Source organism: Pseudomonas sp. UBA6323, assembly GCF_002439135.1.
GTDB lineage: Bacteria > Pseudomonadota > Gammaproteobacteria > Pseudomonadales > Pseudomonadaceae > Aquipseudomonas.
The window spans coordinates 65,862-85,211 of sequence record NZ_DJSX01000007.1 but is presented as its reverse complement, the minus strand read 5'-3'; the positions used below and the strand labels follow the sequence as shown (position 1 = coordinate 85,211).

Here is a 19,350-nt window from a genome sequence, read left to right as displayed (position 1 = left end):
GTCTGATGCAAGCAGTCCGATACAACGCTGACCGGGTTACGCTTCGCTGCTCGTCTGCCAGCTTCTGCTTGGCCCACTGCAGGCGACGAACGTGAAACTCCTCAATAGACTCGCAAGTCTGCTCCAGTGCTCTGGCGCAAAGGGGTAGCTTGGAGAGTTGCTTCTCAAGGCGTGAAAGGACATGCAGCTCTCGCCCTATCCTAGCGCGCGAGATCAAAATAGGCTTTCCCGACCCTGCTCGAAGGCGCTGCGCACAGCACCTGATCTGTTCAGCAAGATTCGCGTCGAGAGTAGCGAATGTATCGGTGTTATCAGCGCGGCTTGTATGAGCACCTGCATGTTTGGCGATGCAGCCTGAGAGCCAGTTTCGATCATGGCGATACAGCCACATGTAATCTTTGCATTGGTGAGCTTGCAGGCCCCGATATTCAACCTCGAAAGTTACTCGGCGCCTGAGGCGCTCGCTTTGAAATTTTGCTTCTTTCCAGACCTGTGAGCCGCCATCGACGGTACGAATGGTTCGATACACATACACTTGGGAGATTCCAAGCACAGAGGCGATCTGCCGAGCCTCGCACCCTGCAAGTGCTAGTTCCCAAACAGCAGCAGGTAAGCCTTCTAGCCCCCCTAGCAGGGCCTTAGAAAGTTTCGCTTTTGGGTAGCCGACACCAGTTGGCGATGATCGCTTAACAGCTGGCGTTGATGGTTTGTCGCTGCACTGGAGATGAGCCAGATCAACCCCAAGGGCGGTGGCCAGCACAATGTATTTGAGTGGGTGGTGCGTATGCCTTGGCCTCCGTAGCAGCTTGGTGACCCAAGTCGCGGGTAGATCTGCGGGTGACTCTCCTAGAATCGAGTATTCCCAAGCTGCAGGCAGAGCGTTGAAAACGCCGGCCATATGTGCGGCCAAACGGCATAGATCCAGCCGGTGCGATGCGCCATGGGTCAGGCCTAACTCTACAGCTCTTTGAACAAGGCAAGAGCGCACTGCAGTGGGTGAAAGAGGTTTGAGGTCTAGCGCAAGCAATTGCATTGATCGGAGCGCTATTTGACGCAGCGCTGGATAAGCCTCCAGGTCAGCATCGACCTGATATGAATGAGCTTGTACATCGTCTTCGTCAGGCAGGTGGAGCTGCCATGAGTTGCGGCTATACCAACTGGGATCCACCACCTTGAGCGAATGGCCGTGGTGGGGACATACCAATACACCGGGAAGCTGGTGAACACGGTGCCAGTACGCTGCGCCAACCCGAACGATATCCTCATTGAGGCAAGCAGGACAGAATCGTACTCTCGAAGCGACCTCGATCCGACTGGCGTTGACTCCTAATTTCAGCATCAGCCACTTGCCGGCCCCGGCCATTGAGGTACGAGCATGCTGCACCTGATCGTCGGTGAGAAAGGGCGCGTAATAGGGCAGAACGGTATGGCATGTAATTATTTTGGATACCGAGAGATCCGTGGCAGGTGGAAGTGACTCGGCTAAGTCACCCAATCGACAGGGAAACGCTACGTTCTGTGTGTATGAGATTGCAGCCCTATCGCCAGCGAAAGCGGCTTTTCGGCTATGCCCGCCACAAAGCCGGGCATAGCGGGATAGGACACTGTGAAGCGTCTCGTCGGGGAACGCAGCAGGGAAGAAATGGAATTTCAGCTCCATTACACGACCCTCGAATCATAATCGGCGGTAGGCCGGCGAGAACTCGAAGAGATCCCTGGTTATCCAGCCAGCTGACTTCAGTTCTGCAAGGGTGTCGGGATGCTCGCTGAACACCTTCGCTTCAGAAGCCTCCACGGCAACTGCTGAAGGCGCATTAGGTTTGCTCACAGTAGCTTCCGGTAACGCAGTATTTGCCCGTGCAGCTGGAGTTACGCCTCGAAGCAAAGCGAGACGGTCTGCTCGCCCAAGTCCGTTGAACGCCATCATTTCCATCAACTGCTCCTCTATGGGAAGCAGGTCGTCGAACTTGCGCATGCGACTAGGGTCGCGACTACGCAGAGCCGATAGCGCTGGCCTGAGTATTTGCATCTTGGAATTGCTTACTTTGACGATCGTCTCGGCAGTCAGACACTCGGAGCCACTCTGAATTGCATAGCGCTGGCTCAGCACCAATAACTTAACCAGGAAGTCAGTCACACCCTGGGTGTGCTCGTACAGCGCGTCAAAAATCTCAGGAGTCAGTTCAGCCGCCTGCTTGCACCACTGATAGCTCCAAAGGTTCTCGACCAGAAAACGCCACTCGTCATCCTCCTTCTCGAAGCGCTTGAACTCGATCATCCCCCCACCGCAACTGCGCCTGGCGACACGCATTACGTCCGAGAACAGACTGACCATCGAATTCGTCCCGATGAACACGACCGGGATACCGATATTGTTCACCAGGTGAAGGAAGAAATTCAGCATGCTTTCCTTACCCCCGGTCTTGGCCAGGTGAAGGTTCTGCAGCTCATCAATGAGCAAGGCGCCGATAAAAAACGTGCTGGCTACCTGTTCCATCTGCTGAAGCGCATCGTTGATATTTCGATGCCGGTGGCGCTTGTGGTAGTCCTGATCGCCGAGTGCCTGGCCAACCGCGTGGAAGAACTGCTGACAAAATCCAGCCAACGAGCCATCTCGTGGACAATCAAGCTTGAGCCAGGTGATCTGGGTGTGGACGAATTGCTGACCCTCATAACGCTCATGTCGGATCGTCTGAGGGTACAAGCTTAAAATGGCATGCAGTGCGGTGGACTTCCCAATACCACTCAGTCCCACAACGCTGAAAGTGTCAGCTGTTGATTTGAAAGCATCGTGATAGCGCTGAGCCCCTGACAAAGAATGCAGGTGCCTGACTGTGGAGGCGCTAGTTGGATTACGGCCAACATATCCACGACGGATCAGCAGAGATAACAGGGACTCTAGCTCTAGGTGCAGCAGAAACGGCTGCACAACCGTCCTCAAGCGATCAATACAGTGAATCCGCATTGCCCCGTCGAGCTCTAGCTCCTCAGGTGCTACCGGCTGGGGAAAATTTGATATCAGCTCGGCAGCCGCCGCTTCGTCAAGAATTGGTGGCAGCGCTTCGATCAGAGGGTTTCCCGCGTACTCAGTGATGGCCTGCTTCGTATAGCTCGCAAGAGCTTTAGCACCTCTCATTTGGGCTGCCCCGGGCGAACTCTTTTGAGTAAATCGATAACCTGCGCGGTGCGCGGCCCAGCGTACGACTCTCTGACAATGGAAGGGCTCTGAGCATCAGGTTGAACGGGATCCGCACGTATACCGTCAGGTACAGTCGCTTGCTCTCGCTCCAATAACCGCTCTTCCGTACGATTCTCGCGGATATTAGCCACTGCTTCAGCCTTAGAGCCGGCTGCGGGTTCAAGCTTTTTCTCGGCCATTGCATTGCCGACAATTTGCTCAACTTTATCGACCAAGCCAACTTGGCTTTCCCGTTCAGCTCGTCTGTGAGCTGGTGGCACTTGCCTGTAGGCCTCCAGGAGGTCGTAGATCTCGTCCGAGCGATAATCCGCATACTTCGCATCCGACCTCCGCAGGTCGCAACGCAGGAACTCCTTGTTCTCGTCCTGGATCCAGATGTGCGCCGCAGAGTTCGGATCAAACCAGCAATCAATCGCCCAGACGCCATTGCGACGCGCTTTTGCGAACCAGTTTTTTTCGATAGCCATCTCGCAGAGATAATGCATGCCGCGAAACAACACGCCACCTTTTTGGACGGTGGCCCTTTCCCGAGGCAGCAGATTGAGATAAATCAGCTCGTCAGGTCGCTTGTTAGGCTGGATAAGGTCGTTCTCTAACGCCCACCTCCAGATCCCCATCGGAGTGGGCTCCACGCCATCGTTCATCATCGCCTGGGTAAGACGATCCGGCTGTCGGTGGAAACGGTTGTAGTGAAGAATGCACTCGATGAGGACTTGGGTGAACTCCTTCAAATTCAGCGTCGCGTCGAGCCGATAATCACGCTCACCGCGTTCCTTCTCTCGGGCTGCTACTCCGCCGGGGAGCCACCTAATACCGGTTAAGTCGTTCAGGATGCCGAAGCGGCTCTCGACCATCGGTTTCCAATCCGGTCGGTATGGCGGGGCCGTCCCCATATCGATACCCAGGCCAGACGCGAGCCCCTCAGCAGCAGCCCCCAACATTTCACCTCTATCGGCGTAGATTTGATGTGGCAGATGACGACAGTCCCAATCCTCAGGAGTGATATCAACACCGTTTTGCGCGCAGAACTCCACCTTGGAGGTGAACGCGTTGAACAGCGCCTGTCGAGCTCCGTTCCAGCTAGGCCCCTCAAGGCCTACATAAAGGCCAACGATCATCCCTGAGAAACTGTCGACTACGATGTACACCACGGGGCGGCCGATAAGCATTCGTCGGGAGTAGCTGTTGACCAAGTAAATGTCAGCGATGGTCGCGTCGATCTCGAATTGATGACAAGGACCTCTAAGCCAGTCGCGGACGGTACCGGATAATGGACGGCAATCCTTCAGCCACTTCGTCAACCCCATGCGTCCACGATCAGTCTCGGTATCATCAAAGAACTGCTTTCCCCAATAATTAAACTGGTTAAACGTCGGAATTTCAGATTGAGGAAGCAATACGACCTCGTTTTCGGGATTTTTAGAAAGCCGCTTCTCCGAATAATATTTATTGAGCATTTTGTTGTACGCGCTATCAATCGTCGACTTCTTGTTCTTTACGTAAAGCGCGTAACAAACTCGGATACACTTCTTGTCGATATCGCTTAGTAATTTGGCAGGCGACACTAACACCCCTTGAAACCTTGGCTTTCGTCCCGGCGGCTTATCAGCGGAGTAATTACGACTCCCAACACCTACAGCAGAATAGTTGTTAAGAAGCGCATTTCTTACTTGCCCGTAAAACCAGTATCGATACAACAAACGATATAGCGTTTTACGCTGCACACCCGCCTCAGCGGCGCGATCACTTACCAATCGGCCCATCTCGCCATGAACAAATATTTGCCCTGGATAGGCCGGGTCCAAAAGTGGCGCAATCAGAGCCCATTTTTGGTCTCTATCACGCCTCGCGCGCTCGTCGAGATCTTCTTCCAAAACCAGTAGAAATTCTGGCACTGCCATCACCACAGGCTTTGTATCGCCTGATACCAATGACACCCTGAATTCCTCAAGACCAATCGAATACGGCTTCCTAGGAGGATCCGTTAGATCCATAACAATCAGTGCGTCGTGCTTCTCGTCGAGGTGAATTGCTCTCGCCATAGTAGAGAGCAAGGAGAGTTCCGTGACAGGCTCAAAGACGTCATTAACTGAAATTTTCATGACGACTTCTCGCTCAGTGTGGATATTTCAGTGGGATAAAAAACACTGAAGTCTGGCAAAGGTGACTTGAGCTGTAACGGCGCACCACTTAATTCAATCCTAATAGTTTTCCGCCAGATCAAATTAAAGAAAATGTCGCGAGCATCGGTATACGGTATGGATAATCGGTGTCCAATCTTGCGCAAGCTCTCCGACGTTGACCAAGGGCAACCCTTTATTGATTCAAGTATCTCGATGAATTGCAAATGCAGCGGGACATCCATCAAGGCACGAGGCAATTTGGCAAATTTGCGAAGAAATACGAGATTCAGGATCAAATCGGGCGTAAACAACTCCTCCGTTACGATGCTCCAGTCTACACCTTGGCTCACCCAGAACCGTCTCTCGACTTCGAGTTTTTCTAACGTGCGAGCACAGCCTTTTCCTTGAAGGTCTTTCGCGTATTTGATCGTCCTGGCAACGGACTTTACGTCTCCATTTGGCTGCTTTACAGACAGCAAAAAGTCAGTGGTCATTACCATAGGAACAGAGGTCGTTTTGTATTTTGGATACCGTACACCGATAGCCCTGGCGATCGCCTGGGTGCTCTCCACCGGCAGTAGGGGATACTGCTCGCGGATATCTACAACGTCCTCTGAAAACTCACAGAGTAAAAAGTACGCCCGTTCAAGGTCGGATAAGAGGTGATGAATTCGATCAATCTTAACACCTTGGATTTTCCAGGAACGCCCCATCGAAGGGACATCCTGAACACGTAACCAAGGCACATACTCAGCTCCGGCGCCAGCTCCAAACCCATTGGCGATGTGCCGTTCGATATCCTGATTTGAAGCAAACCTACGACCTCGCACCCGCCCTCCTAAGTCCGTCCGGACCGCTCCCCTCGTTCGGCAAGAGAGTAGTTATAGGAAAACATGAGCTAACAAGCTGCCATGTCGTAGGGCTTTCCAGAATACTCCTGCTGAAAATTAAGGCAGCGGCTCCTGACAAACGGCCTAGCATAAAAACAGAAAACCCTTTTAGATACAGGGGCTTACGGTTAGTGTCAAACTATAATAGCTTGTGTCAGACTTTATTATTTTGTGTCAATCTTTATTCCGTGAAGCCAACGGGCTTTTTCTTCCCAGGCGGCCTTATTCGACCGTGACGCTTTTCGCCAAATTGCGCGGCTGGTCAACGTCGGTGCCCTTGAGCACGGCCACGTAGTAGGACAGCAGCTGCAGCGGCACGGTGTAGAGGATCGGCGCGAGCAGGTCGTGGATATGCGGCATGGCCACCACATGAGTGCCCTCGCCGTTGCTCATGCCGGCCTGCTGGTCGGCGAAGACGATCAGCTCGCCGCCACGGGCGCGCACTTCCTGCAGATTGGACTTGAGCTTTTCCAGCAGCTCGTTGTTCGGCGCCACGGTGACCACCGGCATGTCGGCGTCCACCAGGGCCAGCGGGCCGTGCTTGAGCTCGCCGGCCGGGTAGGCCTCGGCGTGGATGTAGGAGATTTCCTTGAGCTTGAGCGCCCCTTCCATGGCCACCGGATACTGCGCGCCACGGCCGAGGAACAGGCTGTGGTGCTTCTCGGCGAACAGCTCGGAAATCTTCTCCACGGTCTTGTCCATGGCCAGCGCTTCGCCCAGGCGGGTCGGCAGGCGACGCAGTTCTTCCACCAGCTCGGCGGCCAGCGCCTTGTCCAGGTTGCCGTGCACCTGGCCGAGGGCCAGGGTCAGCAGCATCAGGCCGACCAACTGGGTGGTGAAGGCCTTGGTCGAGGCCACGCCGATTTCCGGGCCGGCCTGGGTGAGCAGGCACAGATCGGATTCGCGCACCAGCGAGCTGGTGCCGACGTTGCAGATCACCAGGCTGGCCAGATAACCGCCCTGCCCTGGCGCCTTCTCCTTGGCATTGCGCAGCGCGGCCAGGGTGTCGGCGGTTTCGCCGGACTGCGAAACGCTAACGAACAAGGTGTCCGGCTGCACCACCACCTTGCGGTAGCGGAACTCGCTGGCCACCTCGACCTGGCAAGGAATGCCGGCCAGCTCTTCCAGCCAGTAACGGGCGACCATGCCGGCGTGGTAGCTGGTGCCGCAGGCGACGATCTGCACGTTCTTCACCTTGGCGAACAGCTCGGCCGCCTGCGGACCGAAGGCCTGCACTAGCACGTGGTCGCTGCCCAGGCGGCCTTCCAGGGTGCGTTGCACCACCTTGGGCTGCTCGTGGATCTCCTTGAGCATGAAGTGGCGGTATTCGCCCTTGTCGGCAGCCTCGGCGCCTTCGTGGTACTGAACCGCCTCGCGTTGCACCGGCTGGCCGGCTGCGTCCCAGATCTGCACGCTGTCGCGGCGGATTTCGGCGATATCGCCTTCTTCCAGATACATGAAGCGGTCGGTGACCTGACGCAGGGCCAACTGGTCGGAGGCGAGGAAGTTCTCGCCCAGACCCAGACCGATTACCAGCGGGCTGCCACTGCGCGCGGCGAGCAGGCGATCCGGCTGCTTGGCGCTGATCACCGCCAGGCCGTAGGCGCCGTGCAGTTCCGGGATGGCGGCCTTGAGCGCGGCCGAGAGGTCGCCGAACTGCTGCAACTTGTGATCGAGCAGGTGGACGATGGTTTCGGTGTCGGTGTCGGAGGTGAAGACGTAGCCGAGGCCCTTGAGGCGCTCGCGTAGCGCTTCGTGGTTCTCGATGATGCCGTTGTGCACCACGGCCAGCTCATGACCGGAGAAGTGTGGGTGAGCGTTGCGCTCGCTCGGCGCGCCATGAGTGGCCCAACGGGTGTGGGCGATGCCCAGGCGTCCAGCCAGCGGCTCGGCCTGCAGAGCCGCTTGCAGCTCGCTGACCTTGCCGACACGACGGCGACGTTCCAGCACACCCTGCTCGGTCAGCAGCGCCACGCCGGCGCTGTCATAGCCCCGGTACTCCAGGCGCTTGAGGCCTTCGACCAGGACAGGGGTGATATTGCGCTCGGCGATGGCGCCTACGATTCCACACATGGGGTTCTCCTTAGTTTTCCAGCGGCGCGAGGATCAACTGGATGTCGCGCGCGCGTATCTGTTCGGCCGCCTGGGCATCCAGGCGCTCGTCGGTGATCAGGGTATGGACGCTGCTCCAGGGCAGTTCCAGATTGGGAATGCGTCGGCCGATCTTGTCGCTCTCGACCATGACGATGACCTCGCGGGCCACCTCGGCCATCACCCGCGACAGGCCGAGCAGTTCGTTGAAGGTGGTGGTGCCACGCTCCAGGTCGATGCCATCGGCGCCAATGAACAGCTGGTCGAAGTCGTAGGAGCGCAGCACCTGCTCGGCTACCTGGCCCTGGAACGACTCCGAATGCGGGTCCCAGGTACCGCCGGTCATCAGCAGCACCGGCTCGTGCTCGATATCGCGCAGGGCGTTGGCCACGTTGAGCGAGTTGGTCATCACCACCAGCCCGGGCTTGTAGCCAAGCTGCGGAATCATCGCCGCGGTGGTGGTACCGCTGTCGATGATGATCCGCGCATGCTCGCGGATTCGCGCCACACCAGCGCGGGCAATCGCCTGCTTGTAGGGAGAAATGGGCTGCGTCGGCTCGCTGAACAGCTCTTGCGGCACCGGCACGGCACCGCCGTAGCGACGCAGCAGCAGGCCGTTCTTTTCCAGGGCGGCGAGATCCTTGCGAATGGTCACCTCGCTGGTGGCGAAGTACTGAGCCAAGGCGTCCACGCTCACCTCGCCCTGCTCGGCGAGCAGGGCAAGGATAGTGTGGCGACGTTGCGGCGTGTTGCGCTTCGACATGCTTAAGTTTCGATTCGAAAGATAATGGCGCGAATCAAAACATATGATCGAAAGGCCCGCAAGCGTCCGTCGATCAGTTCAGCGTCAGCTTGACCCCGAAACCGACCAGGCACAGCCCTGCCAGCTTCTCCACCCCCCTCGCGATACGTGGGTTGGCGCGCATGCGCTCGGCGAGAAAGTGTGTCAGTAGCACGATCAGCAGGCCGTAGAGGAAGGTCAGTACCATGATGGTCACGGCCATGAAACCGAAAGTAATCAGCCCCTGATGGCGCAGCGGGTCGATGAACAGCGGGAAGAAGGCCATGTAGAAGATGATGGCCTTGGGGTTGAAGACGGTGATCACCAGGGTTTGCCACAGGTATTGGCGCGGCCTGATCTCCAGCGTCGGTGCCGCCCCTGGCCTGGCCAGGATCATGCGCAGCCCCAGGTAAACCAGATAGGCTGCACCGAGCCATTGCACGACATGGAAGGCTGTCGGATAGGTTTTGAGCAGCGCGGCGACCCCTGCCACCGCCAGCCACATCAGCACCTGATCGCCAAAGATGATGCCGAAGGTCGAGGCCAGTCCACCGCGAATGCCACCCTTGCCGGTGGACAGGATCAACGCCAGGTTGCCCGGCCCTGGAATGGCCAGCAGGATGATGAAAGCCACGACGAAGGCCGCGTAATCCGTCACACCGAACATTCCAGACAACCCCCAGCAATGTTATCCACAGTCCTGTCACCCAAGGTTGCTGTTCAAAACCTCAGGCGAGCCAGGCATTCACTTCTTGGTCGGACGCTTCCAGCCTTCGATATTGCGCTGCTTGGCCCGGCCGACTGCCAGCGTGTCCGCCGGCACATCGCTGGTCACCACCGAACCGGCGCCCGTAGTCGCGCGATCGCCCAGCGTTACCGGTGCCACCAGCGCGCTATTGGAGCCGATGAACACGTCCTCGCCCATGACGGTGCGGAACTTGTTGGCGCCGTCATAGTTGCAGGGGATGGTGCCGGCACCGATGTTGGTGCGGGCGCCGATCTCGGCATCGCCCAGGTAACTCAGGTGTCCGACCTTGGCGCCTTCGCCCATCACCGCGTTCTTCAGCTCCACGAAGTTGCCCACATGGGCCTTGGCGCCCAGTTTGGTGCCCGGGCGCAGACGCGCGAACGGCCCGCAATCGGCGCCCTCGCCCATCTCGGCGCCTTCCAGGTGGCTGTTGGCCTTGACGATGGCGCCCTTGCGCAGCACCGAGTCCTTGATCACGCAGTTGGGGCCGATCTGCACATCATCTTCGATCACCACTTTGCCTTCGAGGATCACGTTAATGTCGATGGTCACGTCGCGGCCGACGCTCACCTGACCGCGCACGTCGAAGCGATGCGGGTCACGCAGGGTAACGCCCTGCGCCATCAGGCGGCGGGCCATGCGCTGCTGGTAATGACATTCGAGCTGCGCGAGCTGGATGCGGTCATTGGCGCCGAGCACTTCCATCTCGTCGCTGGCACGTTCGGTGGCCACGGTCAGGCCGTCGGCCACGGCCATGGCGATCACGTCAGTCAGGTAGTACTCGCCCTGAGCATTGCTGTTGGACAGACGCCCCAGCCAGTCGGCCAGGCGCTTGCCGGGCACGGCGAGGATGCCGGTATTGCCCTCGCGGATCTGCCGCTGCGCTTCACTGGCGTCCTTGTGCTCGACGATGGCCTGCACCACGCCTTGCTCGCTGCGCACGATACGGCCGTAGCCGGTCGGGTCAGCCAGTTCGACGGTGAGCAGGCCCAGCTGATCATCGCTGACCAGGGCCAGCAGACGCTCGAGGGTCGCGGTCTCGATCAGCGGCACATCGCCGTAGAGGATCAACACGCGCTCGGCACTGAGCTGCGGCAGAGCTTGTGCCACGGCGTGGCCGGTGCCGAGCTGCTCGGCCTGGATGACGAAATTCAGGTCGTCGGCGGCCAGGCGCTCGCGCACCTTGTCGGCGCCGTGGCCGATCACCACCTGGATGCTCTGCGGCTGCAAGCTGCGTGCGGTGTCGATGACGTGCCCCAGCATCGGCTTGTCAGCGACCGGGTGCAGCACCTTGGGCAGCGCCGAACGCATGCGCGTGCCCTGGCCGGCGGCGAGAATGACGATATCCAGACTCATAGAAAGCTCCTTGCTGGGCAGGATGGGTCCGCGGCGAGAAAGAGCCGCGCGAAAAAGAACGCTATTTTGCCAGAAACGCAAAGGGGCGACCTAAGTCGCCCCTTTGCGTGATACCGCGTTACGCGATCAGCGGCTGCGGCCGCCGAACTTCCTGCGCATCTCTTCGATGGTGCGCAGTTGGGCAGCAGCCTCGGCCAGGCGTGCCGAAGCACTGCCGTAGTCGAACTCGGTGCCCTTCTCGCTCAGCGCCTTTTCAGCCGCCTTGCGCGCCTCGATGGCTGCGGCTTCATCCAGGTCGCCTGCGCGAACAGCGGTGTCGGCAAGAACCTTCACCATGCTCGGCTGAACTTCCAAGAAGCCACCGGAGATGTAGAACACCTCCTCGGTGCCACCCTGCTTGATCACTCGCACCGGACCCGGCTTGAGATCGGTCAGCAGCGGGGTGTGGCCCGGCAGGATACCCAGGTCACCGAGGTGACCGTGGGCGATGACCATTTCCACCAGCCCCGAGAACAGCTCTTCTTCCGCACTGACGATATCGCAGTGGACTGACATAGCCATAACAATGCCTCGGTTGAGAGGCCGGATCGGGCAGCAGCCCTATCCGGCCCGGACGCCCCCTTGAGGGCGCACCCGTTACTTACAGTTTCTTGGCTTTCTCGATGGCTTCGTCGATGCCGCCTACCATGTAGAACGCTTGTTCCGGCAGGTGGTCGTAGTCGCCTTTGAGAATGCCGCTGAAGCCGGCAATGGTGTCCTTCAGGGACACGTACTTGCCCGGGGCACCGGTGAAGACTTCAGCCACGAAGAACGGCTGGGACAGGAAGCGCTGGATCTTACGAGCGCGCGCTACCAGCAGCTTGTCGTCTTCGGACAGTTCGTCCATACCCAGGATCGCGATGATGTCCTTCAGCTCCTTGTAGCGCTGCAGAACATACTGAACGCCACGAGCGGTCTCGTAGTGCTCCTGGCCGATCACGTTCGGGTCCAACTGACGGCTGGTGGAGTCCAGCGGGTCAACGGCCGGGTAGATACCCAGGGAAGCGATGTCACGGGACAGTACGACGGTGGCGTCCAAGTGGGCGAAGGTGGTCGCCGGGCTCGGGTCGGTCAGGTCGTCCGCAGGTACGTATACGGCCTGGATCGAAGTAATGGAGCCTTTCTTGGTGGAGGTAATACGCTCCTGCAGAACGCCCATCTCTTCGGCCAGGGTCGGCTGGTAACCTACTGCCGACGGCATACGGCCGAGCAGTGCGGATACTTCGGTACCGGCGAGGGTGTAACGGTAGATGTTGTCGACGAACAGCAGAACGTCACGACCTTCGTCACGGAACTTCTCGGCCATGGTCAGGCCGGTGAGCGCGACGCGCAGACGGTTGCCTGGTGGCTCGTTCATCTGACCGTAGACCAGGGCTACCTTGTCGAGAACGTTGGAGTCCTTCATCTCGTGGTAGAAGTCGTTACCCTCACGAGTACGCTCACCCACACCAGCGAACACGGAGTAACCGCTGTGCTCGATGGCGATGTTACGGATCAGCTCCATCATGTTTACGGTCTTGCCGACACCGGCGCCACCGAACAGGCCGACCTTACCGCCCTTGGCGAACGGGCAGACCAGGTCGATTACCTTGATACCGGTTTCCAGCAGATCGTTGCCACCGGCTTGCTCGGCGTAGCTCGGTGCCGGGCGGTGGATTTCCCACTGCTCTTCTTCACCGATGGGGCCTGCTTCATCGATCGGGTTGCCCAGCACGTCCATGATCCGGCCCAAGGTCGCTTTACCGACCGGTACGGAGATGGCCTTGCCAGTGCTGTTGACGTCCAGGCCACGCTTGAGGCCTTCGGTCGAACCCATGGCAATGGTACGTACCACGCCGTCGCCCAGCTGCTGCTGGACTTCCAGGGTGGTTTCAGCGCCCTGTACCTTCAGGGCTTCGTATACGTTCGGTACCTGATCGCGCGGGAATTCCACGTCGATAACGGCGCCGATGATTTGAACGATACGTCCGCTACTCATCTTTGGTTCCTCTGAATATTTGAACCGTTCTTAAACCGCGGCAGCGCCGCCGACGATTTCCGAAATTTCCTGGGTGATCGCTGCCTGACGTGCCTTGTTGTAAACCAGCTGCAGGTCCTTGATGAGATCACCGGCGTTGTCGGTTGCGTTCTTCATCGCGATCATCCGCGCAGCCTGTTCGCACGCGCTGTTCTCGACCACGGCCTGATAGACCTGCGATTCAACGTAGCGCACCAGCAGCGAATCCAGCAGTTGCTGGGCGTCCGGCTCGTACACGTAGTCCCACAGACCTTTCTGTACGCCTTGCTCTTCGCTCGCGGCCAGCGGCAGCAACTGCTGCACTTCCGGCTTCTGCACCATGGTGTTCACGAACTTGTTCGAGACCAGGTAGAGACGGTCGATACGGCCTTCGGCGTAGGCATCCAGCACGACCTTGACGCTACCGATCAGGTCGTTGATGGACGGCTCTTCACCCAGCTTGCTGATGGCGGCAACCACGTTGCCCCCGTTGCTGCGGAAGAAGCTCGCGCCCTTGCTGCCCACCACGCAGAAATCGGCGTCGACCTTCTGGTCACGCCAACCCTTCAGGCTTTTCAACAGCGCCTTGAACAGGTTGATGTTCAAGCCACCGCACAGGCCACGATCCGAGGTCACCACGATATAACCGACGCGCTGTACATCACGCTCCACCATGAACGAGTGGCGGTATTCCGGGTTCGCCTTGGCCAGGTGACCGATCACCTGACGAATACGCTCGGCGTAGGGACGACCGGCAGCCATGCGCTGTTGAGCCTTGCGCATTTTGCTGACCGCCACTTTTTCCATGGCGCTGGTGATCTTTTGCGTGCTTTTGATGCTCGCAATCTTGCTGCGAATCTCTTTTGCGCCTGCCATTTCACACCTTTTGGTTCAAGCAGGCGGGGGCCGAAGCCCCCGCTGCGGTTACCAGGTTTGGGTGGCCTTGAACTTCTCGATACCGGCTTTCAGGCCAGCGTCGATCTCGTCGTTGAAGTCACCCTTCTCGTTGATCTTCGCCATCAGGTCGGCGTGATCACGCTTGAAGAAGGCGATCAGGGCCTGCTCGAAGCTGATGACCTTGGCGACTTCGATGTCCTGCAGGAAGCCACGCTCGGCTGCGTACAGGGACACCGACATTTCGGCAATGGACATCGGCGCATACTGCTTCTGCTTCATCAGCTCGGTTACGCGCTGACCATGCTCGAGCTGCTTGCGGGTGGCTTCGTCCAGGTCAGAAGCGAACTGGGCGAATGCCGCCAGTTCACGGTACTGAGCCAGAGCGGTACGGATACCACCGGAGAGCTTCTTGATGATCTTGGTCTGAGCGGCGCCACCTACGCGGGATACCGAGATACCGGCGTTGACGGCCGGACGGATGCCCGAGTTGAACATGGCCGATTCCAGGAAGATCTGACCGTCGGTGATGGAGATCACGTTGGTCGGAACGAACGCGGAAACGTCACCAGCCTGGGTTTCGATGATCGGCAGAGCGGTCAGCGAGCCAGTCTTGCCGGTTACGGCGCCATTGGTGAACTTCTCGACGTACTCTTCGGAAACGCGGGAAGCGCGCTCCAGCAGACGGCTGTGGAGATAGAACACGTCGCCCGGATAGGCTTCACGGCCTGGCGGACGGCGCAGCAGCAGGGAGATCTGACGGTAGGCAACGGCCTGCTTGGACAGGTCGTCGTACACGATCAGGGCGTCTTCACCGCGGTCACGGAAGTATTCACCCATGGTGCAGCCGGCGTACGGAGCCAGGAACTGCAGCGCAGCGGATTCGGAAGCCGAAGCTGCAACCACGATGGTGTTGGCCAGGGCGCCAGCTTCTTCCAGCTTGCGTACCACGTTGGCGATGGTCGATTGCTTCTGACCGATGGCAACGTAGACGCAGCGGATGCCGCTGTCTTTCTGGTTGATGATGGCGTCGACAGCCAGAGCGGTCTTACCGATCTGACGGTCACCGATGATCAGCTCGCGCTGGCCACGGCCGACCGGGATCATGGCATCGACCGACTTGTAACCGGTCTGCACCGGCTGGTCGACCGACTTACGCCAGATCACGCCCGGCGCAACCTTTTCAACGGCGTCGCTGGCGGCGGCGTTGATCGGGCCTTTGCCATCGATCGGGTTACCCAGTGCGTCGACGACGCGACCCAGCAGTTCCGGACCAACCGGGACTTCCAGGATGCGGCCGGTGCACTTGGCGCTCATGCCTTCGGCGAGGGTCAGGTAGCTACCCAGTACCACGGCACCCACGGAGTCTTGCTCCAGGTTCAGGGCCATGCCGTACACGCCACCAGGGAATTCGATCATCTCGCCGTACATCACGTCGGCGAGGCCGTAGATGCGCACGATACCGTCGGAAACGCTGACGATGGTGCCTTCATTACGGGCTTGAGCGGATACATCAAGCGACTCAATGCGCTGCTTGATGATTTCGCTAATTTCGGAAGGATTCAATTGCTGCATGCCAGTTCCCTCAAATCAGGATTTCAACGCTTCGGCCAGCTTGTTCAGCTTGCCGCGGACCGAACCGTCGATGACCAGGTCACCTGCACGAATGACAACGCCGCCGATCAGGGCGGGATTGACCACGGGCTTGGGCTGGACGGTGCGATCGAGCCGCTTGGAAAGGGCGGCAGCCAGAGTTTGCAATTGCTCGGTATTGAGCTCGAAAGCCGACTCGACCTCGACATCGAGGGCGCGTTCGGCTTCAGCCTTCAGCACGGCGAACTGTTCGCGTACTACCGGCAGCAGCGACAGTCGGTCGTTGCTACCCAGCGAGCGCAGGAAGTTGCTGAACGAAGCGTCGATGTGACCGGCACAGATCTGCGCCAGCACATTGACTTTCTGCTCATCGGTCAACGCCGGGTTGACCAACTGCTGGGCCATGGCCGGCGTTTGCACCGCAGCCGCGGTCAGCGACAGCATGTTCAGCCAGGCATCGGCCTGCTGTGCAGCACTGGCAAACTCAAACGCGGCTTTCGCGTAGGGCCGAGCGAGCGTGTTGGTATTGATCATCGCGAGCCTCGCTTAGAGTTGAGAGGCCAGTTTTGCGACCAGATCGTTGTGCGCAGTGCCGTCCACGGAGGACTGCAGGATCTGCTCGGCGCCGGTGACAGCCAGAGCTGCTACCTGCGAACGCAGTTGATCCTTGGCACGGTTCACTTCCAGATCGATTTCGGCTTTGGCGCCAGCGATCAGCTTTTCACCTTCAGAGCGGGCCTGGGCCTTGGCTTCTTCGACGATTGCGTTGGCGGTCTTGTTCGCCCGATCGAGAATCTCGGCAGCTTGCTCTTTGGTCTCACGAAGCATCTGGGCCGCGCGTTCCTGGGCCAACTGCAGATCGCGCTCGGCGCGCCCGGCAGCATCCAGACCTTCTGCGATTTTCTTCTGGCGTTCCTGCATGGCCTGCGTCAGCGGCGGCCATACGAACTTCATGCAGAACCAGACGAAAATAGCGAAGGCAATCGTTTGACCGAACAGGGTCAGGTTAATGTTCACAGCGATTTACCTCGTGCTATCTCGTGTTCCGGGAAGAAAAGCCTGAAGAGGCAGCACGCGTCATGCTGCCTCGAACTCAGGAACTCTTAACCCGCGACAACGAAGATCAGGTACATCGCGATACCAACGCCGATCATCGGAACGGCGTCGAGCAGACCGGCCATCAGGAAGGTCTTGGTTTGCAGCTGCGGGCCCAGCTCAGGCTGGCGAGCGGTGGATTCCAACAGCTTGCCGCCCAGCAGGGCGAAGCCGATACCGGTACCCAGGGCACCCAGACCGATCATGATGGCAGCGGCGATGTAGACGAGTTCCATAGTTAGCTCCAGAGTTTTTAGAGGTTAAGGTTACGAGTTAGGGGTTTTCGGGTTTTTCGATGTCGATCAGTGGTGATCTTCGTGCGCAGCACTCAGATAAACCACGGTCAGCACCATGAAAATGAACGCCTGCAGCGGGATGACCAGGATGTGGAAGATAGCCCATGGCACGTTGAGACCCCACTGAACGTAGAAGGGCAGCAGCGCGATAAGGATAAACACCACTTCACCGGCATACATGTTGCCGAACAGACGCAGGGCCAGGCTCAGCGGCTTGGTCAGCAGGCCGATGATTTCCAGGAACAGGTTGAAAGGAATCAGCGCCCAGTGATTGAACGGGGTGAACGACAGTTCCTTGGTAAAGCCACCGATGCCCTTGACCTTGATGCTGTAGAAGATGATCAGCAGGAATACGCCCAGGGAGATACCGAAGGTACCGTTGGGGTCAGCGGTGGGGACAATCTTGAAGTACGGCAGACCCATGGCGTGGGCCAGGCCGGGGATGTAGTCGACCGGGATCCACTTCAGGCTGTTCATCAGGAACACCCAGACGAAAATAGTCAGGGCCAGCGGCGCGACCAACGGGTTCTTGCCGTGGAAGGTGTCCTTGACGATGCCCTGGACGAATTCGATGCACATCTCGGCCATGTTCTGCAGGCCGGTCGGCACACCGGTCACGGCGCGCTTGGCGGCAATGCGGAACAGGGTGATGAAGATCAGACCCATGAACAGGGACCAGCCCAGGGTGTCCACATGGACAGCCCAGAAGCCCATCGCCTTCACCTCTTCCGGGGTCTGGGCAATGATCCAGCCCTTATCCGGGTGAGAGCCGTAGACCAGGTTCTGCAGGTGATGCTGGATATATTCTGCTGGGGTATCAGCCATAAACGCCTCAAACGGTCCAATGCTTCAGAAAACTTTCATGAGCAGGGGTGCACAGGCTGCTGCCAGAAGGGCAAGCAGATAGCCGATGAACAGCTGCATCGGTTCCAGTGGTTCAACCCCTACGAACGCCAGTGCAAACAGCACTGCCGTGATAATCCATTTACCCATGGCCCCCGACCAGATCGACTGGACGATGGCCTTGGCCGAACGCGCGCCAAAGTAACGAAAGGCCTTGAATGCAAAATACGCGTTGGCCAGCAGGGCAATCAGCCCTCCCAGCAGTGCCGAATAGGCCGCGACCCATCCACCACTGACGGCAAAAATCACTGCGATCACAGCCGTCACGATGGCCTGAAAGATCAGGATCGGAAAACCTGGCTGACGATGAAACGGGGCCTTACTGGGGATGCCCATCGACCTCTCCCTGCAAGCCGCCGAAACTCGGCACATAGCCGACAAAATTGCGCGGGGAGTATATGGGCCAGCCTACGCTGGATCAACCGTGCTGTAGTAGGAGTGAAGTACGACTACAGACGGAATTGTTTCAACGAATGTGCGCCAATACACCCTGCAATTCGTCGAGGGAGCTGTAGCGAATCACCAACTGCCCTTTGCCCTTGCTACCGTGCTTGATCTGAACGGGCGAGCCCAGACGCTCTGCGAGCTTCTGCTCCAGACGACTGATGTCCGGATCGGCCTTGGCTTTCACCGGGGCGGGTTTGGCACTCAACCATTGCCGCACGAGCGCTTCGGTCTGACGAACGGTGAGACCCCGTGCGACAACATGTCGCGCGGCTTCGACCTGTTGTTCTGGGGGTAAACCCAGCAACGCTCGGGCATGGCCCATTTCCAGATCACCGTGCGAAAGCAGGGTCTTGATCTCGTCCGGCAGGGCGATCAGGCGCAGCAGGTTGGTGATGGTGACGCGCGATTTGCCGACGGCATCGGCGACCTGTTGCTGGGTCAGCTCGAACTCCTGCTGCAGACGCTGCAGCGCCACGGCTTCCTCGATCGGGTTGAGGTCCTCGCGCTGGATGTTCTCGATCAGCGCCATGGCGATGGCGGCCTCGTCGGGCAGCTCGCGGACCATGGCCGGGATCTTGTCCTGGCCGGCCAGCTGGCTGGCACGCCAGCGACGTTCACCGGCGACGATCTCGAAGCGGCCACCACCAATGGGGCGCAGCACGATGGGCTGCATCACGCCCTGGGCACGAATCGAAGCGGCGAGCTCTTCCAGAGCGGTTTGGTCCATGTCACGACGCGGCTGGTACTTGCCGCGCTGGATCAGCTCCAGGGGCACGTATTGCAGCTCGCGTGTGTCGACCTGGGCGGCCTCTTCCTGCAGAGCGCCGACGGTGTTGCCACCGAGCAAGGCGTCTAGACCTCGACCCAGACCTCGTTTCTTCGCAGCCATGCGGATGTTC

At 58.8% G+C, this 19,350-nt stretch carries 18 protein-coding genes; all 18 read right to left on the bottom strand.

Annotated features, from left to right (window positions below; translation table 11 throughout):
- Positions 1–1,660, bottom strand: a 1,660-nt coding sequence (locus B3P22_RS01845) for a TnsD family Tn7-like transposition protein (protein ID WP_296269640.1), incomplete at its 3' end; no start/stop codon positions are given.
- 15 nt (positions 1,661–1,675) lie between these two features.
- Positions 1,676–3,136, bottom strand: a complete 1,461-nt coding sequence (locus B3P22_RS01840) for an AAA family ATPase (protein ID WP_003118400.1) — start codon at positions 3,134–3,136, stop codon at positions 1,676–1,678.
- A complete protein-coding gene (locus tag B3P22_RS01835; protein WP_296269639.1) occupies positions 3,133–5,301 on the bottom strand; it encodes a Mu transposase C-terminal domain-containing protein in 2,169 nt (722 codons plus the stop codon). Before B3P22_RS01835 ends, B3P22_RS01840 begins: the two co-directional genes overlap by 4 nt.
- On the bottom strand, positions 5,298–6,152 hold the full coding sequence (locus B3P22_RS01830) for a TnsA endonuclease N-terminal domain-containing protein (RefSeq protein ID WP_036997997.1): 855 nt from the start codon (positions 6,150–6,152) through the stop codon (positions 5,298–5,300). The genes B3P22_RS01835 and B3P22_RS01830 overlap by 4 nt, the downstream gene beginning before the upstream one ends.
- A 282-nt stretch (positions 6,153–6,434) precedes the next feature.
- Positions 6,435–8,285, bottom strand: a complete 1,851-nt coding sequence (glmS, locus tag B3P22_RS01825; RefSeq protein ID WP_296269638.1) for a glutamine--fructose-6-phosphate transaminase (isomerizing) — start codon at positions 8,283–8,285, stop codon at positions 6,435–6,437.
- Positions 8,286–8,295: 10 nt separating this feature from the next.
- Positions 8,296–9,066, bottom strand: a complete 771-nt coding sequence (locus tag B3P22_RS01820) for a DeoR/GlpR family DNA-binding transcription regulator (RefSeq protein ID WP_296269637.1) — start codon at positions 9,064–9,066, stop codon at positions 8,296–8,298.
- A gap of 73 nt (positions 9,067–9,139) precedes the next feature.
- Positions 9,140–9,751, bottom strand: coding sequence for a LysE family transporter (locus B3P22_RS01815; RefSeq protein ID WP_296269636.1), 612 nt, complete (start codon positions 9,749–9,751; stop codon positions 9,140–9,142).
- Between the two features lie 78 nt (positions 9,752–9,829).
- On the bottom strand, positions 9,830–11,188 hold the full coding sequence (gene glmU / locus B3P22_RS01810) for a bifunctional UDP-N-acetylglucosamine diphosphorylase/glucosamine-1-phosphate N-acetyltransferase GlmU (protein WP_296269635.1): 1,359 nt from the start codon (positions 11,186–11,188) through the stop codon (positions 9,830–9,832).
- A 126-nt stretch (positions 11,189–11,314) separates the two neighbouring features.
- Positions 11,315–11,749 carry a F0F1 ATP synthase subunit epsilon gene (locus tag B3P22_RS01805; RefSeq protein ID WP_099525064.1) on the bottom strand — a complete coding sequence of 145 codons (435 nt, stop codon included), beginning with the start codon at positions 11,747–11,749 and terminating at the stop codon, positions 11,315–11,317.
- Positions 11,750–11,828: 79 nt separating this feature from the next.
- Positions 11,829–13,205 (bottom strand): F0F1 ATP synthase subunit beta, encoded by a 1,377-nt coding sequence (gene atpD / locus B3P22_RS01800; protein ID WP_024306119.1) that lies wholly within the window; start codon positions 13,203–13,205, stop codon positions 11,829–11,831.
- Between the two features lie 30 nt (positions 13,206–13,235).
- Entirely contained in the window at positions 13,236–14,099 is an 864-nt protein-coding gene (atpG, locus tag B3P22_RS01795; protein WP_296269634.1) for a F0F1 ATP synthase subunit gamma, read from the bottom strand.
- Between the two features lie 48 nt (positions 14,100–14,147).
- Positions 14,148–15,692 (bottom strand): F0F1 ATP synthase subunit alpha, encoded by a 1,545-nt coding sequence (gene atpA / locus B3P22_RS01790; protein WP_296269633.1) that lies wholly within the window; start codon positions 15,690–15,692, stop codon positions 14,148–14,150.
- Positions 15,693–15,707: 15 nt separating this feature from the next.
- Positions 15,708–16,244 (bottom strand): F0F1 ATP synthase subunit delta, encoded by a 537-nt coding sequence (locus B3P22_RS01785; RefSeq protein WP_197858692.1) that lies wholly within the window; start codon positions 16,242–16,244, stop codon positions 15,708–15,710.
- A 12-nt stretch (positions 16,245–16,256) separates the two neighbouring features.
- Positions 16,257–16,727 (bottom strand): F0F1 ATP synthase subunit B, encoded by a 471-nt coding sequence (locus B3P22_RS01780; RefSeq protein WP_197858693.1) that lies wholly within the window; start codon positions 16,725–16,727, stop codon positions 16,257–16,259.
- An 86-nt stretch (positions 16,728–16,813) separates the two neighbouring features.
- Entirely contained in the window at positions 16,814–17,041 is a 228-nt protein-coding gene (atpE, locus tag B3P22_RS01775; RefSeq protein ID WP_003241387.1) for a F0F1 ATP synthase subunit C, read from the bottom strand.
- Between the two features lie 66 nt (positions 17,042–17,107).
- Positions 17,108–17,926, bottom strand: coding sequence for a F0F1 ATP synthase subunit A (gene atpB, locus B3P22_RS01770; protein ID WP_021487440.1), 819 nt, complete (start codon positions 17,924–17,926; stop codon positions 17,108–17,110).
- 24 nt (positions 17,927–17,950) lie between these two features.
- Positions 17,951–18,340 (bottom strand): F0F1 ATP synthase subunit I, encoded by a 390-nt coding sequence (locus B3P22_RS01765; RefSeq protein WP_296269632.1) that lies wholly within the window; start codon positions 18,338–18,340, stop codon positions 17,951–17,953.
- 130 nt (positions 18,341–18,470) lie between these two features.
- Positions 18,471–19,340, bottom strand: a complete 870-nt coding sequence (locus tag B3P22_RS01760) for a ParB/RepB/Spo0J family partition protein (RefSeq protein ID WP_296269631.1) — start codon at positions 19,338–19,340, stop codon at positions 18,471–18,473.
- Between the last annotated feature and the right edge of the window lie 10 nt (positions 19,341–19,350).

Excerpts from the sequence above, each read along its gene's own strand:
- glmS (WP_296269638.1), bottom strand. The coding sequence starts at position 8,285 with ATGTGTGGAATCGTAGGCGCCATCGCCGAGCGCAATATCACCCCTGTC.
- B3P22_RS01805 (WP_099525064.1), bottom strand. The coding sequence starts at position 11,749 with ATGGCTATGTCAGTCCACTGCGATATCGTCAGTGCGGAAGAAGAGCTG.
- B3P22_RS01785 (WP_197858692.1), bottom strand. The coding sequence starts at position 16,244 with ATGATCAATACCAACACGCTCGCTCGGCCCTACGCGAAAGCCGCGTTT.
- B3P22_RS01835 (WP_296269639.1), bottom strand. The coding sequence starts at position 5,301 with ATGAAAATTTCAGTTAATGACGTCTTTGAGCCTGTCACGGAACTCTCC.
- B3P22_RS01815 (WP_296269636.1), bottom strand. The coding sequence starts at position 9,751 with ATGTTCGGTGTGACGGATTACGCGGCCTTCGTCGTGGCTTTCATCATC.
- atpD (WP_024306119.1), bottom strand. The coding sequence starts at position 13,205 with ATGAGTAGCGGACGTATCGTTCAAATCATCGGCGCCGTTATCGACGTG.
- B3P22_RS01820 (WP_296269637.1), bottom strand. The coding sequence starts at position 9,066 with ATGTCGAAGCGCAACACGCCGCAACGTCGCCACACTATCCTTGCCCTG.
- atpA (WP_296269633.1), bottom strand. The coding sequence starts at position 15,692 with ATGCAGCAATTGAATCCTTCCGAAATTAGCGAAATCATCAAGCAGCGC.
- atpG (WP_296269634.1), bottom strand. The coding sequence starts at position 14,099 with ATGGCAGGCGCAAAAGAGATTCGCAGCAAGATTGCGAGCATCAAAAGC.
- glmU (WP_296269635.1), bottom strand. The coding sequence starts at position 11,188 with ATGAGTCTGGATATCGTCATTCTCGCCGCCGGCCAGGGCACGCGCATG.
- B3P22_RS01840 (WP_003118400.1), bottom strand. The coding sequence starts at position 3,136 with ATGAGAGGTGCTAAAGCTCTTGCGAGCTATACGAAGCAGGCCATCACT.
- B3P22_RS01760 (WP_296269631.1), bottom strand. The coding sequence starts at position 19,340 with ATGGCTGCGAAGAAACGAGGTCTGGGTCGAGGTCTAGACGCCTTGCTC.
- B3P22_RS01765 (WP_296269632.1), bottom strand. The coding sequence starts at position 18,340 with ATGGGCATCCCCAGTAAGGCCCCGTTTCATCGTCAGCCAGGTTTTCCG.
- atpE (WP_003241387.1), bottom strand. The coding sequence starts at position 17,041 with ATGGAACTCGTCTACATCGCCGCTGCCATCATGATCGGTCTGGGTGCC.
- atpB (WP_021487440.1), bottom strand. The coding sequence starts at position 17,926 with ATGGCTGATACCCCAGCAGAATATATCCAGCATCACCTGCAGAACCTG.